Annotated in this window: 10 protein-coding genes; 3 read left to right on the top strand and 7 right to left on the bottom strand. The window is 32.2% G+C overall.

Annotation, left to right across the window (positions count from 1 at the left end):
• Nucleotides 1-88: 88 nt before the first annotated feature.
• Nucleotides 89-4,489 carry a translocation/assembly module TamB domain-containing protein gene (locus tag AC1EUV_RS09185; protein ID WP_480198401.1) on the bottom strand — a complete coding sequence of 1,467 codons (4,401 nt, stop codon included), beginning with the start codon at nucleotides 4,487-4,489 and terminating at the stop codon, nucleotides 89-91.
• A gap of 169 nt (nucleotides 4,490-4,658) precedes the next feature.
• Between AC1EUV_RS09185 and tsaD the strand changes: the two genes are divergently transcribed.
• The gene (tsaD, locus tag AC1EUV_RS09180) at nucleotides 4,659-5,690 is read left to right on the top strand and encodes a tRNA (adenosine(37)-N6)-threonylcarbamoyltransferase complex transferase subunit TsaD (RefSeq protein ID WP_480198400.1); all 1,032 of its coding nucleotides are present in this window, start codon (nucleotides 4,659-4,661) and stop codon (nucleotides 5,688-5,690) included.
• A 582-nt stretch (nucleotides 5,691-6,272) separates the two neighbouring features.
• On the opposite strand, the gene capB is transcribed toward tsaD, so the two are convergent.
• The 3 genes from capB to AC1EUV_RS09165 all read right to left on the bottom strand — a co-directional run bounded on the left by capB (nucleotide 6,273) and on the right by AC1EUV_RS09165 (nucleotide 10,845).
• Nucleotides 6,273-7,520 carry a cysteate-C-fatty acyltransferase gene (capB, locus tag AC1EUV_RS09175; RefSeq protein ID WP_480198399.1) on the bottom strand — a complete coding sequence of 416 codons (1,248 nt, stop codon included), beginning with the start codon at nucleotides 7,518-7,520 and terminating at the stop codon, nucleotides 6,273-6,275.
• 133 nt (nucleotides 7,521-7,653) lie between these two features.
• A complete protein-coding gene (gene capA, locus AC1EUV_RS09170) occupies nucleotides 7,654-8,691 on the bottom strand; it encodes a cysteate synthase (RefSeq protein WP_480198398.1) in 1,038 nt (345 codons plus the stop codon).
• A gap of 57 nt (nucleotides 8,692-8,748) precedes the next feature.
• Entirely contained in the window at nucleotides 8,749-10,845 is a 2,097-nt protein-coding gene (locus tag AC1EUV_RS09165) for a S9 family peptidase (protein WP_480198397.1), read from the bottom strand.
• A 139-nt stretch (nucleotides 10,846-10,984) separates the two neighbouring features.
• Here AC1EUV_RS09165 and AC1EUV_RS09160 point away from each other — a divergent pair, with 139 nt between their 5' ends.
• Nucleotides 10,985-11,308: a YbaB/EbfC family nucleoid-associated protein gene (locus AC1EUV_RS09160; RefSeq protein WP_480198396.1), complete on the top strand. Its 324-nt coding sequence runs from the start codon at nucleotides 10,985-10,987 to the stop codon at nucleotides 11,306-11,308.
• On the opposite strand, the gene AC1EUV_RS09155 is transcribed toward AC1EUV_RS09160, so the two are convergent.
• Together AC1EUV_RS09155 and ligA are read right to left on the bottom strand one after the other, a co-directional pair.
• The gene (locus AC1EUV_RS09155) at nucleotides 11,301-11,972 is read right to left on the bottom strand and encodes a lysoplasmalogenase (RefSeq protein ID WP_480198395.1); all 672 of its coding nucleotides are present in this window, start codon (nucleotides 11,970-11,972) and stop codon (nucleotides 11,301-11,303) included. The genes AC1EUV_RS09160 and AC1EUV_RS09155 overlap by 8 nt on opposite strands.
• Nucleotides 11,969-13,963, bottom strand: coding sequence for an NAD-dependent DNA ligase LigA (ligA, locus tag AC1EUV_RS09150; protein ID WP_480198394.1), 1,995 nt, complete (start codon nucleotides 13,961-13,963; stop codon nucleotides 11,969-11,971). Before ligA ends, AC1EUV_RS09155 begins: the two co-directional genes overlap by 4 nt.
• A 148-nt stretch (nucleotides 13,964-14,111) precedes the next feature.
• Here ligA and AC1EUV_RS09145 point away from each other — a divergent pair, with 148 nt between their 5' ends.
• Entirely contained in the window at nucleotides 14,112-14,465 is a 354-nt protein-coding gene (locus AC1EUV_RS09145; protein WP_480198393.1) for a hypothetical protein, read from the top strand.
• A gap of 155 nt (nucleotides 14,466-14,620) precedes the next feature.
• Here AC1EUV_RS09145 and AC1EUV_RS09140 read toward each other — a convergent pair whose 3' ends face one another.
• Nucleotides 14,621-16,063 (bottom strand): glyceraldehyde-3-phosphate dehydrogenase, encoded by a 1,443-nt coding sequence (locus tag AC1EUV_RS09140; protein ID WP_480198392.1) that lies wholly within the window; start codon nucleotides 16,061-16,063, stop codon nucleotides 14,621-14,623.
• Between the last annotated feature and the right edge of the window lie 35 nt (nucleotides 16,064-16,098).

The raw sequence follows: 16,098 nt of genomic DNA, 5'->3' as shown, positions 1-16,098 counted from the left end.
ATTATAATCATTTTTTCTCTTCAAAAACAACTTTTTGTACGAAAACGTTATCGATAAATCTGTATAATCTAAACCTATAAAAACTAGATTATCTTTTGGGAGATTTTGAACTAACTTTAGTTGTATCTTTCTTTTTAGAAGTAAACTTGATAAGCTTATTCTTTACCTTAATGCTATCTCTTTTTTGCTTTTTAGCATCTTTTTTACTTTTTGTGCCGAAAATCTTTTCTTTTAATTCTTTGCCACTATCAAAATCTACACGATAAGACAACCCTACACCTTGGGTATATCCCTCCTCATCGGCCACAGCAAATTCCACTTCATTTTGTCTGTTATAGGCTTTTAATCTAAATGTCTCCGCCTTATTTAGTGGTAACTCCAGTTCAACCTCACCAACAACTCTAGATTGCGTATTCCCACCAACAGGAACACCCACTTTTCCATTCCAAATTATTTTTTTACCTAAACGACCAGAAGCTGTAATACCCAATTGATCATCCGTATTTAGTGCTTGGTTCAAATTATTATCCTCTCCGATTCTATATGATACACCTACATTAAATTTATCACCTCTACTTTTTAATAGGTTGGATAACACACTAGATATTTTTTCCGATAGTAATGATGTACCCGCGGCACCAGCATCAAATCCTATACCTCCTGTATCTACATTAGTAAAAGAACCAGCTACTAATAGCGAAAAAAACTGAGTCATCTTACTATCTTGGTCGCTTAATTTAAATTGTAATTCTGAATTAACTAATGACGTTGAATTAGGAATTTGCAAATCAAATTCTATATTAGAATTTAATAATTGCCCAGAAATTTTGGCTATTAAGTCAATATCTATTTCTCTGGAATTTACATTTTCTAATAAAACATTTGGGTTCGCTTGAGCCCGATAAATTGCATCAATATTTAAATATGCATCAAACGGGTTTCCATCCCAAACTACTGTTCCTCCTGGCTGTACAACAAAGTCTTTATTAACTATGTTTCTAAATTCATAAATACCCTCACTAACAACATAGGTGCCTATTACCTCAAACTTTCCGTTGGTATTAATAGCTATATTTAAATAACCATTACCTCTTCCACTTAATACACTACCCGTATTTTTATCAATCACAATTTCTGCTCTAGCATCATCTGTTGCTTCTAGATCAAAATTTAAGGTTAAACCCTTTACTGCGTTAAATACTAATTCATTGGCGGTATTTTCATCAATCCCTTTTTCAACTTTTGAAATAAACTTTATCAATTTAGAATCTCCGATGGCGTTAACATCGCTTAACGGAATGATAAAGTTAGTGCCTGGATTTGTTTTACCGACAACATCGATCACCAATTGATCTGTATATCCTTTTATACTTGCTTCACCCTCTAAAAAGCCTGTACCATAATATGGAATATCTTCATTTTCTTCTGTATTTAATATCAATAGATTACTCGTGTTTAAATCGAAGTTTAAAAACCATCTTTCAAATTGTTGGTGTGTAATACTACCTGTTAATCTAGCTTCAGTATCATGAGCTACGTCAACTAAGGTAGTTGGAGAAAATGTAAAAGTTTGTTTATTAAGATCAATTTTTGTTTTTCCGATAAAATCGTAATCTACATTTAAGTAAGGAAAAGCCAACCCTGCATTTTCCAATGATAACTCACCGTCAATATTTGGGTTTCGTAAAAGACCAGTGATGATACCAGACCCAGATACATTACCTCTCATATTATCTAAAACACCTTCACCCAAAGGATTAAATGGTTTTATAGCAAATTTTTCTAAAGAGAAACTACCAAGTATTGTTGGTTGTTTTGGAGCAAAATCTACTTCACCTTTAATTGCTAAACTATTTATTTGTTCATTTTTTAGAGTAGCATCTATAGTGTATTTCTTGAAAGAGTTATCTCCTCTCGCTGTTACCAAGAAATCTCCTTTTCTATATCCATTGATTTCTAAATCATTAATATTAAGATTGGCTATTGGTAACAGTTCACCATTTAATTGTTTGTAATTAATAATCCCATTTACCAACCCTTTAAAAGCAAGGCTATCTATTTTAGGTGTGACCCCTTCTAGTTTAACGTTCTCTAAATTTAATTTTAAGTCTTTATCATTCTTTCCAGTTATAACCCCTAAAACATCAATTTTTTGGTTTCCAGAAATAGCATCAATCTTATCGAAAGCAAAAGTTTGTAATCTTTCATCAAAAACAACCTTATTCTGGTTATTATTAGTGGGGTTTATTTTCCAGTCATTATTCTTAAATCTAATGTTTGATCTCTTTAAACCTACAACCGACTGGTTATTTTCATTTAACGTATGAAAGAAACTCAAATCGAATTTCTCTTTTAACTTATCACCACCCGCAAAATCGGTTCTAAAAAACAACGTGTCATTTAATGTAACATTTACCAAATTTAACTCCGCAATATTATAGTATTTGGTGTCTATTTTACCAATGCTAAGTAATGTGTTATAAAGTGGATTTTTATTGTCAATCTGCAAACGAACATCTTTAATTAGATTTTGATAAGCATCAACTTTTGGTGATTTTACCAGTAGTTCAAATTTTTCGCTATCAGCATTTATCTTTCCTCTGATTGAAGTGTTCGATCCTAAATTAACTTCAGGGAAGAAAACTTCTACTATTTTATTATAAATCTTAAAATTAAAATCTAAAAATTGTCCTGATGTGACCTTATCAGGTTCATAATTGGTATAGATACTACCTAATGAATTTTTAGTCAATTTGACCAATTCTCCAAATTTAAACCTTCCTTTAATCGAACCTTCTACTATATCTGACGAATTTACCGTCAGTATTCTAGTGCTATCTCTAAATGATGATGTAACATTAAAATCCTTAAAAAAATAACTGTCATTATGATTGGTGTAGGAAGTATTCTTAAAATCAACTTCACCTGCCATATTATCTACAGAACTACCTGTAAGCTTAATATCAATATCACCTTTTAAAGCAGCTAATTTATCTCTAGTAAAAAGATTTAATTTATTAAAGTCTGAATGTGTAATATTGGTTTTAAAATTAAACTTATAGATATCTATTGACAGGTCAGCCAAACCTTTGAATGTCATTTTTAAATTAGGATCATCAGTTATTAAACTACCATCAAACAGTTGGTTTTTAATTACACCATTCACATCTATATTTGAGTATTGATAACCTTTATATTCAAACTTTGATGCATTTCCTTTTACAGAAGTATTTAGTTTTTCTAAAGTAAACCCTGAGCCATCAACGTCGGCTATCAATGATATATTACCGACCAATGAATCATTAACAATTTTGCCTAAATTAAAATCTACAAATTCTATATTACCATTATATTTAGCATTATCGATATTATCAATATTGGTAAGTTCTAAGTCAGAGATTGTTCTGCCTAACGCACTCTTAATTGTAATGTTCGCATTAACTAACCTATCTGTTATAAATGATTGACCCGCTAATGAAAATCTGCCAAATTTTTGAAATGTAGTAGGTAGGGTTTTTCCTAAAATATTAGGTAATAATAGCTTAAGATTTTCATAGTTAGAAGATAATTCATAAAGTTTAGCATCTAATGAAAATCCGTTTTCAGTATTAACCACATTCTTAAAGTGTAAATCTCCATCTATTATAGAATTACGATTAGAAATTAAGCTAAGACCTTCAAGTCTAAAGTCGTTGAGTGTACCTAGAAGCTTTGTTGTAAAGTTAATTTTATCATTTTTTCCAAATTCATTATAGAATTTATTTAGATCTATTAATGATACTGACGATTCACTAAAATCTGCTTCAATAAGCACCTTATTATTAAAATCTGCTAGGTCTTTTCTATCGTACTTAAAAACAATATCACTATTTAATGATGAATGTTTTGTCTGAAGTTTGGTGTTTGAAAAAAGCATTTGCTGCTTAGTATATTCAAAATCAGTTGTTAAATCTGTAACTTCAATATCATGATCTTCCACAAAAGCAAGCCTTCTAATTTTTGCCGAAACGTTAGGGCCTTCAACTTTAAAGTCATCAACCTGACCTGTTATATGTTTATAGAAAACAATAGGTGCTTCCCGCTTATTTTTATCATATAAAATGAAATTGACATTTTCTAGATTAAGCTTAGAAGAAGTCATTAAAAATGTAGGTGAATTTGTATTCTTTGCATTATTATCATCGAACTTTTCGACAAAAACAGAAAGGTTATCATTTTCTTCACCTAGATGAGTTATCATATTTAAGGTTACACCTTTAAGGTCAACTTCACCAAGTTCTAATTTATTATTTAATATATTCCTGTAGCTAAATAAAGAAGTAACTAAGCTTTTTACATAAATAAGAGAATCATTTTTATGATCATTGATCTGAATATCTTTAAGGTTAACATTTCCTAAAAAAGAAAAGTCCACCTTTTTAATTGTCATATCAGTTCCATAACTATTATTAAGATAACTTGTAACTCGTTTACCAAGTTGAGTTTGCACTATTGGAAGTCGTAATAAAATAACTGTAACTAATAGAAAAAAGATGATTCCTAGTAGTAATCTTATGGTTATTTTTTTAAGTCTTTTGATAGAATTTAATATTATAAATTTGCAACACTAAAAGTACACATTTTCTATGCACAATTTTTGTGCCTTTTTTAAATAATTGATGAGTAAAAGTTCTATATATATATTGGCAATTGAATCTTCGTGCGATGACACGAGTGTTGCTATTTTACACAACGATAAAGTATTGGCTAATGTTGTAGCAAATCAAGAAATTCATGCACAATATGGTGGCGTTGTACCAGAACTTGCATCCAGGGCCCATCAACAACATATTGTTCCGGTTGTAGATCAAGCATTAAGACAAGCTAATATTGACAAAAAAGAGCTTAATGCAATTGCTTTTACTAGAGGACCAGGATTAATGGGTTCATTACTTGTTGGGGCTTCATTTGCAAAATCTATGGCGTTAGCATTAGATATTCCGTTAATTGCTGTTAACCATATGCAAGCTCATATATTGGCTCATTTTATTAAGGAAGAATCTCATGTAAAACCAAGCTTTCCTTTTATCTGTTTGACCATTAGTGGTGGTCACACCCAATTGATTAAAATCAATGATTATTTTGATATGGAAATTCTCGGTGAAACAATAGATGATGCCGTTGGTGAGGCCTTTGATAAATCTGCTAAAATTTTAGGACTAAGTTATCCTGGAGGGCCATTGATTGATGAGTTTGCTCAATTTGGTAATCCGAAAGCGTTTCAGTTTCCAAATCCTAAGACAAAAAATGAATTGGACTTTAGTTTTAGTGGATTAAAAACCTCTATCCTCTATTTTATTCAGAAAAAAGTAAAAGAGAATCCTGACTTTATAAAAGAAAATCTTAATGATATCTGCGCATCGATTCAATATACCATTATTGATATTTTATTAAAAAAGATTAAAAAAGCTGTAAAACAAACTGGTATTAAGCATATAGCTATTGCTGGAGGTGTTTCCGCGAATTCAGGAATTAGACATGCTTTAAAAGATGCTGAAAAAAGATATGATTGGCAAACCTATATACCAAAGTTTGAATATACCACAGATAATGCAGCCATGATCGGTATTGTTGGTTATCACAAATTTTTGAAAGAAGATTTTGATGGTATTTCTGTTACTGCTAAAGCGAGATTAAGTGTTTTGGAATAATTTGCTATTGTATGTTAATTATTTTTATAGAACTTCGTTATCGGTATATATAATTAAACGATACTGAACAAAGCTGCAACATTAAAACGAGATCATATACTTGAATCGTTGTGATGTATTTGGAAGATTGTTGCGAAAGTGGAATAAAAATCAGTAGATAAGAAATTGTGAAGGAGATAAAAAATTAAACGAAAAAATAGAGCTATATCGAAAACGAGAGAAATCAGTTTTTTTAAATTTTATTCTCTTTACAATAATTGGTATTCTCATAATTATAATTACTAGCGTTTTTCGCTTTGAAAAAACAATGGAATTCGACTTTAGCTATTCAAGTTACTTATATTTATGCGGAACACTTTTATTGTATTTATTAGGAATTACTTTAATTAGTTCTACCTATAGACGCTTGATTAATCATCGAAATGCTTTGAAAAAATTAATGAATAACAAATGAAAAAATTCAATAAGAACAACACCGCAACAACGGCTATAATTAATTTTGGTTTGTACTACATTGAAATAAAATCAATCACAAAAAAATCCGCTTAACGCGGATTTTTAATTTTTATTTCTAGAGACATTTTATGCTTGCATTGCAGCCGCAATACGCTTATAAATACCACCCTCTAATTTGCTTCTAATTGCAGAAAACGCCTCGATAGTTTCTTTTACATCTTCCAAAGTATGAGTTGCCGTAGGTATTAATCGTAAAATAATCAATCCTTTTGGTATTACCGGATATACAACTATAGAACAAAAAACACCATGGTTTTCTCTAAGATCGTGCACCATAGCCATTGCTTCTGGTATGTCTCCTTTTAAGAAAACTGGTGTAATACATGTTTGTGTAGTACCAAGATCAAAACCTGCTTCTCTTAATCCATTTTGAAGTGCATTGGTATTTTGCCATAACTTCTCTTTTAATTCTGGCATAGTACGCAACATATCTAAACGCTTTAATGCACCTTTTACCATTGGCATTGGCAACGATTTAGCAAACATTTGCGAACGCATATTGTATTGCAAATACTGAATAATATCACTATCACCAGCAAAGAAAGCACCTATACCTGCCATTGATTTCGCAAAAGTTGCAAAATAGACATCTATATCATCTTGCACGCCTTGCTCATAACCTGTGCCTCTACCGCCATCACCCAAAGTACCGAAACCATGCGCATCATCAACCAACAATCTAAAATTATATTTCTTTTTTAACTCAGCAATTTCTTTTAGTTTACCTTGCTCACCTCTCATACCAAAAACACCTTCAGAGATCACCAAAATACCACCGTTATTTTCGGTTGCCATTTTTTCAGCTCTCTTTAAGTTTTTCTCTAAACTTTCAACATCATTATGCTTATAAACAAAGCGCTTGCCAGCATGCAAACGTACACCATCAATAATACAGGCATGCGTATCCATATCATAAACTATCACATCATTTTTAGAAACCAATGCATCAATTGCAGATACCATACCTTGGTAACCAAAATTTACTAAATAAGCAGCTTCTTTACCAACAAACTCAGCACATTCTTGCTCTAATTGTTCATGGTATTTAGTATGTCCAGACATCATTCTAGCACCCATTGGGTATGCCATTCCGTGCTCCATAGCAGCCTCACCATCAACTTTTAAAACTTCAGGGTGATTAGCTAAACCTAAATAATCATTAATACTCCAAGTAATTACCTTTTTGCCATTAAATGACATTCTATTAGAAATTGGTCCTTCTAATTTTGGAAATACATAATATCCTTCAGCTTGCTTAGCCCATTTACCTAATGGTCCTTTATCCTTTATTATTCTTTCAAATAAATCCTTCATCTTCATTGATTTTTAGACGGTTGCAAAGTAACCACTTTTTTAAGGCTATACAAAACGTATTATTTATTTTTTTTAACAAAAAAAGAGGCTTACAGTTGCTGTAAACCTCTAGTTTCATTGTATAAATTGAGTTCTATTTTATATACTCTATTACTTCTTGAGCATGTTTTTGAGAATCAAAAAAGCCTTGTTCACGCATCCAATCATCACTATAAACTTTAGCCATATATCTCGAACCATGATCTGGAAAAATAACCACAACTTTACTAGTAGCATTAAATTCACCTTGATCAGCTAATTGCATTACTGCTTGCATTGCCGCTCCACTAGTATAACCAGCAAAAATCCCTTCGGTCAAAGCAATCTGGCGTGCTCTATGGGCACTATCCTCGTCATTTACTTTTTCGAATTTGTCGATCATATCAAAATCCGTAGCTGTAGGTATTAAGTTCTTACCTAGGCCTTCGATTCTATATGGATAACTTTCTTTAGGATCTAGCTCACCAGTTTCATGAAACTTTTGCAATACAGAACCAAAAGCATCAACACCGATAATTTTAATATTTGGGTTTTGTTCTTTTAGAAAACGTGCAGTTCCAGAAATTGTACCTCCTGTGCCGCTAGCAGCTACTAAATGCGTAATCTCACCTTTAGTTTGCTCCCAAATTTCTGGACCAGTAGTATTGTAATGCGCATCAATATTTAACTCATTAAAATATTGATTGATATATACGGAATCAGCAATTTCTGAATGTAATTTTTTAGCTACGTTATAATAAGAGCGAGGATCATCAGCACTCACATGCGCAGGACATACATATACTTTAGCGCCAAGAGCTTTTAACATATCTATTTTGTCTCTAGATGACTTAGAACTTACGGCTAAAATACACTCGTAACCTTTAATAATACTAACCATAGCAATACTAAAACCAGTATTACCTGAAGTTGTTTCTATAATAGTATCTCCTTTTTTAAGGATTCCTTTTTTCTCAGCTTGTTCAATTATATGAAGCGCAATTCTGTCTTTAGTTGAATGGCCAGGGTTAAAACCCTCAAACTTTGTGTAGAACTCTCCTTCTATATCCTCCGTAATCTTGTTTAGTTTGATCATAGGAGTGCTACCAATCAGTTCTAACACATTTTGGTTTACACCTAAATTTTGTTTCATAACAATTTTATCCGGTTAATGTTTAAAATCTTGGCAAATTTACTATTTTTTTTTTAATTACTTTTTTATACCCTCTAAGTCAAGTAAGAAAGCATAATCGCGCGCAGTTTCCTTTAAAGCATTAAATCTACCTGAAGCGCCTCCATGACCAGCTTCCATATTGGTATGCATTAGTAAAATATTATCGTCCGTTTTATATTCTCTGAGTTTAGCTACCCACTTAGCTGGTTCATAGTACTGTACCTGACTATCGTGCAGACCAGTTGTAACCAACATATTAGGATATTCTTGTTTTTTTACCCGATCATAGGGTGAATATGACAACATATAATCGTAATATTCTTTTTTATTAGGATTACCCCATTCATCATATTCAGATGTTGTTAAAGGGATACTTTCATCTAACATGGTTGTCATTACATCTACAAAAGGTACAGCAGCTATAACTCCATTAAATAATTCAGGTTTTAAGTTTACAACAACTCCCATTAACAATCCTCCGGCTGAACCGCCACTGGCATATAAATGATCAGCTGAAGTGTATTCTTTCTCAATCAATCCTCTACCTGCGTCTATAAAATCCGTAAACGTATTCATTTTGTTAAGCAGCTTGCCATCTTCATACCAATGTCTGCCTAAATATTGACTTCCACGTATGTGTGCTAAAGCATATACAAAACCTCTATCCAATAAACTCAATCTAGTAGTACTAAAACTATCTGGAACAGTATAACCATAAGAACCATAAGCATATAATAATAAGGGAGTGTCTTTATTTAGTTTTGTATCTTTTCTGCGCACAATTGATACTGCGACTTTTTCGCCATCTATAGCATCAATCCAAACACGCTCACTGGTATAGTTATTTTTATCAAACTTTCCACCTAGGACTTCTTGTTCTTTCTTAATATCTTTTGATCGATCTTTCATATTAAAATCGATGACCGATGCAGGTGTAGTAAATGAATTATATGCATAACGAATAATATCCGTATCAAATTCAGGATTATTATATACACCAACAGAATATGTTTCTTCATCCAATGGTAAATAATAATCTTCTGCACCGTCCCACCTTTTAAAACGTACTTTATTTAATCCATTATTGCGTTCTTCTAACACTAGATAGTCTTTAAAAATAGAAATATCCTCAAGAAGTGTATCATCTCTATGCGGTATTACATCTACCCAATTTTCTTGAGTAGTTTTATCTTCTGGTGCTTTCATCAATTTAAAATTGGTAGCATCATCTTTATTGGTTAAAATATAAAAATGCTCTCCGTAATGTGATACACTATATTCTAAGCCTCTAATTCTAGGTTGAATAATTTTTAATTCACTATTCGGATCATTAGCATCCATAAATTGATATTCATTTGTCAATGTACTATACGAACCTATTATGATATGCTTTTTCGATTTGGTTTTATATACAAAAACATCAAAGGTTTCGTCTTCTTCATGGAATACAACTTCATCTTTAGAAGGATCTGTACCTAATACATGTTTGTATATTTTTTCGCTACGTAAAGTAACCGGGTCTTTTTTGGTATAAAAAACCGTTTTGTTATCATTGGCCCAGGCAGCACCTCCTGTCGTATTTTCTATTCTGTCAGGATAGATTTCATCTGTTTCTAGGTTTTTAAATTGCAATGTGTATTGACGACGACTTACAGTATCAATACCAAAAACAGCTAATTTATTATCCTCACTCACATTTAAACCCGTAAGCGCATAATAATCATAGCCCTCAGCCATTTTATTTACATCAAATATGATCTCTTCACCGGCCTCTAAGCTCTCTTTTTTACGTGAATGAATAGGGTATTGCCCTCCTTTTTCATAACGCGAGATATAATAATAGCCATTATCTTTAATAGGTACTGATTCATCATCTTCTTTAATTCGAGATTTCATTTCCTGAAAAAGTGAATCTTTAAAATCTTTAGTATGTGCGGTAATAGCATCGTAATAACTATTTTCAGAGTTTAAATAGTCCAACACTTTTTGTGTATGCTTATCAGGGTTTTTAGCTGTTTTCTGCTCATCTGTCAATCGCATCCAGTAATAATTATCGATACGTATATCACCGTGTTTTTCTAATTCTTTAGGTTCTTTATCGGCTATAGGAACTTGTATATCTAATCTTTTCATTTGTTCTTGTTCGGATTACACGAAGTTGCAAAAGTAAGGGATATTACAACTAAAATTCTAAATAAATTATTCTTTAATTAATGAATTAAACCTTTCTAAAATAGTAATTTTGCAATAAGAAAATGTTAAAATAAAATATATGTTTGGAGACCTATCGGGTATGATGCAAAAGCTAAAAGATGCTCAGCAAAAAGTAGAAGAAACTAAGGCAAGATTGAATACCGTTTTAGTTGATGGAGAATCAACAGGTGGAGCCATAAAGGTTACGGTTACGGGAAATAGAGAAGTAAAGTCAATTACTATTGCTGACGCTCTTTTACAAGACAAAGAAGAATTAGAAGATTACCTTATTTTAGCTATAAACGATGCCATTTCTAAGGCAACAAAAATTAACGAAGCTGAATTAGCCGCTGCCGCCAAAGACGGAATACCTAACATACCCGGAATGGATTTATTTAAATAGTTTCATCCTTTTTAATCATATATAGGTAAATTAAATATTGTGCCAATATATAAGTTCCCATAATGCTCAAACCTAGCTCAAGTTCTCTATAATCTGTTTTAAACTTCTCTATGGCTATTATACCGTCTGAAACTACAAAAATAAAAGCTCCTATAAACAATAGAAGCGCTGTGCTGTTCCTTTTCTCTAAGTAGTTATAAAAAGCAAGAATTCCAAAAATTGCTATGATGGTAGCATAAACAAAAACTGGAACCATCAATTCCCCCAAACTATTTTTAATAACTAATAATATAGTAACTAAGGTTAAAATATAAGGCAAAGAAGCTATTAATAGAGTCTTTAGTTTATACTTGTTAATACTCTTATTTATTATTAAGATGTAAAATAAATGAGCAATTAAAAAAGCAAACAATCCATAAAGAAAAAAGCTATCACTACTATTAAGCAATAATACATCCCCTAAAAAAGCAAAAAATAAAGCTAGAATATATAACCAGTTAATCTTTTTTACAGAAAATATATACACCAAAACTAGAGTTGGTACTATTAGTGGCTTAAAAACACTTCTTATACGAATATCATTGAGAATTAACCCAACCATATCTAATGCACCTATTAAAAAAAATAGGACAGTAAATAATTTTACAAGATTAGATTTGTTCATAGCATAGACAAATAGTCGTCTTCTGTAATAATAGGCACTTCTAAATCTTCAGCTTTTATCCGCTTACTAGGTCCCATATTATCACCAGCGATCACATAGGTTGTTTTCTTTGAGATAGAACTAGAGATTTTACCTCCGTTATCTTCAATAGATTTCTTTAACTCGTTTCTAGATAATTTTTCGAAAACTCCTGATACAACAAATATACTACCTTTTAATTTATCTGTTTGTCCTTCTTGTACTTCTGCTGAAAGCTCTAATTGCACTCCATAATTTTGCAGCCGATTAATAATCTCAATGTTTTGAGGATCTTGTGAAAAATCTATTACACTTTCTGCTATACGATCACCGATTTCATCAACAGCTATCAATTCTTCAAATGATGCTTGCATCAAAGCACTCATGCTTTTAAAGTATTTTGCTAGTTTTTTAGCAACAGTTTCGCCTACAAATCTTATTCCTAATGCAAATAATACTTTTTCAAAAGGAATTTGCTTAGAAGCCTCTACTCCATCCACTAAATTTTGAGCAGATTTTTCTGCCATACGTTCCAATGGAATAACTTGATCTACAGTTAGATTATATAGATCAGCATAGTTCTTAATTAAATCTTCTTTATACAATAATTCAACAGTTTCAGCACCAAGACCATCTATATCCATTGCCTTTCTACCAATATAATGTTGAATCCTACCAGTTATTTGTGTTGGGCAACCATATTCATTAGGGCAATAATGTTGTGCTTCACCTTCTTTTCTAACAAGTTCGGTATTACATTCAGGACAATTAGTAGCATATTGTGTTGGTTGAGAGTGCTTAGAACGCTTTGATAAATCGACACCAACTACTTTCGGAATAATTTCACCACCTTTTTCTACAAAAACAGTATCATTTTCTCTAATATCTAATTTTGCTATTTGATCTGCATTATGCAAAGATGCTCGTTTTACTATGGTGCCTGCTAATTGCACAGGTTCTAAATTAGCAACTGGCGTAATAGCTCCCGTTCTACCAACTTGATATGTAATCTTGTTTAACAATGTACTTTGTTGTTCAGTTTTAAATTTATAAGCAATCGCCCAACGTGGCGCTTTAGCAGTATATCCTAATTCTTCTTGTTGATATAAAGAATTTACTTTTATAACAACACCATCGGTTTCGTATGGTAAATTATGGCGCTCTACATCCCAATGAGTAATAAATTCTAAAACTTGGTTAATACTTTTAGCCACTTTTATAGCCGTCGGAACTTTAAAACCTGCTTTTCTAGCATTATTCAATGATTCATAATGTGTTTTATACGGCAATTTACCAACCATGTGGTATAGTAAACAATCTAAAGGTCGTTTTGCCACCTCAGCACTATCTTGTAATTTTAAACTGCCACTCGCCGTATTACGCGGATTACGATACGGTTCTTCACCATCAGCAATACGTTCTTTGTTCATTTTATTAAATCCGTCAAGCGGAAGAATGATCTCACCACGCATCTCAAAATCAGTAACGCTATTGTTTTTTAATTTTAACGGAATGGAACGAATCGTTTTAATATTGGTAGTTACATCATCTCCTTGAAAGCCATCACCTCGAGTTACCGCATTTTTTAATTCACCATTTGCGTAAGTTAAGTTAATAGAAGCACCATCATATTTTAATTCGCATGTATACTCTATATCTGTACTACCTAATATTTTTTGCAATCGTTTTTCCCAATCGAGTAGGTCTTCTTTAGAATAGCTATTATCTAAAGAATACATACGGTTTTTATGAGTTACAGTTTTAAAGTTTTTAGTAATCTCACCTCCTACGCGTTGTGTTGGTGAGTTAATATCAAAAAATTCTGGATGAGCAGCTTCTAATGCTTCTAATTCTTTGAGTTTTATATCGAACTCATAATCTGAGATAGTAGCGTTATCTAATACATAATAATTATAAGAATGCTCTTCAAGTGCTGCACGTAGCTGTTCAATTTGTTGTTTTGGTTTAGGCATTGAGTGGTTAAAATAGAGAAGCTAAATTTAATGAAATATACCATTTAAAAAAACAGGAAAAATCCCCTACAAAAACACGAAAAACCCTGTTGATTTTAAAAAAGATAAAATCGAACTTTATACCAGTCTAACTATTAAAACCAACAATATGAGAAAGTACATTATTTTATTAGGAGTATGCTTTTCTTTCATTTTAAGCTTATACTCAAAACCAATTGAAAATAAAAAGGATATCAATGCAGTCGAAATTTTAGAGAAAAATTACAATATTAACTCCTCAGATGTCCAATGTTCACCTAGTTGGAAATGGATTGGTGATAGCTTTTGTAACATCAATGTAAGAGTAGATAACCCATGTAATCAAAGAGATTATTTCTATATAGTATTAAACAATTGCTCTGGGCCCAATTGCGTAAAGTGTTTTTATGTAAATCCGGGAAGCTTTATCGTAGAACCTATACAATGGTGTGCTGGTGGTACTTTCTACTGGGGCACATGTTAATAATAAGCACTGCTAGCCATAGTTCTAAACCAAGAATTAACATATATAAGTGCGCTAATGATGGTTATAGGAGAATGAGATCTCGAAACTTTAAAATTAGCACATAAAAAACCGAAACAGAAATGTTTCGGTTTTTATTTTTAAGTTGTTAGATACTAATAGTAAGTATAACGTCTTACTTTGGCTATATGCTTAGCTAGGCGTATTACTTGATGGCTATAACCGTATTCATTGTCATACCATACATAAATAATACATGTTTTGTTATCAGGCGTGGCAATTGTTGCGTTACTATCAAAGATAGATGGTGCCGAAGTGCCAACTATATCAGAAGATACTAACTCGTTACTTAATGAATATTGTATCTGTTCTACCAAATCACCTTCTAAGGCATATTTTTTCATAGTAGCATTTAAAGCATCTGCACTAGCTGCATTTTCTAATTGTAAATTTAAAATTGCTAATGAACCATTTGGTACCGGTACGCGTATGGCGTTAGAAGTTAATTTGCCTTCCAATTCTGGCAAGGCTTTAGAAACTGCTTTACCCGCACCTGTTTCGGTAATAACCATATTCAACGCCGCTGCTCTACCTCTACGGTATTTTTTATGCATATTATCTACCAAATTCTGGTCATTAGTATATGCATGTATGGTTTCTAAATGCCCTGATTTGATGCCAAAACTATCATTAATCACTTTTAATACTGGCGTAATTGCATTTGTAGTACAAGATGCAGCAGAATAGATATCTACTTCATCCGGATTATGGTCTGTATGATTTACACCATGCACAATGTTTGGAACTCCTTTACCAGGAGCGGTTAATAATACCTTATCTACGCCCTTCCCAACAAGGTGACGACTTAACGCTTCTTTATCTCTAAAAGCACCTGTGTTATCTATAACTAAGGCATCATTAATACCATATTGTGTATAATCTATATCTTCTGGAGCATTTGCTGAAATAATATGTACGGTTGTACCATCAATGATCAATGCACTATTTTCTACATCCGCTTTTACCGTACCAGGAAAGTCGCCATGCACAGAATCACTACGTAATAACGAAGCTCTTTTTTCTAAAACAGTTTTATCAACCGTACCTCTGGTTACAATAGCACGCAAACGCATCTGCTTACCTTTACCTGTTCTAGTCATTAATTCTCTAGCCAACAAACGACCAATACGACCGAAGCCGTATAGCACAACATCTTTAGGTTGAATATCATTGTTCTTGCTAGCATCTTTCAATTTATCAGACACAAAAGAAACTACATCATCAGAATCATCCATATGGAATTCGTAAGCCAATTTACCAATGTCTAATTTTGCAGGCGGCAAATCTAATTGCTTAATAGCCCTAGCAATCTCTACAGCATCGAAAATAGAAATAGGTTTTTGTACAAAGTCGCCTGCATATTCAGTAAGGTTTAAAATCTCACTTACTTTTCTATCAATTAATTGATTTCTAAAAAGCACCAATTCAATAGCATTATCATACCATAAATCACTGGTAATATTGATAAACTCTACAGCAGCTCTTCGGCGATCAGCTTGAAAAGCTAGTTCTTTTTCATACGTTTCGTTTGTATGCATTTTTTTAAATTTTGTTGTGTTTAAATTTTGGCGCA

Source organism: Maritimimonas sp. 2304DJ26-3 (genome assembly GCF_056591635.1).
Note: the sequence above shows the minus strand (reverse complement) of the source record. Positions and strands in the feature narration are given on the sequence as shown.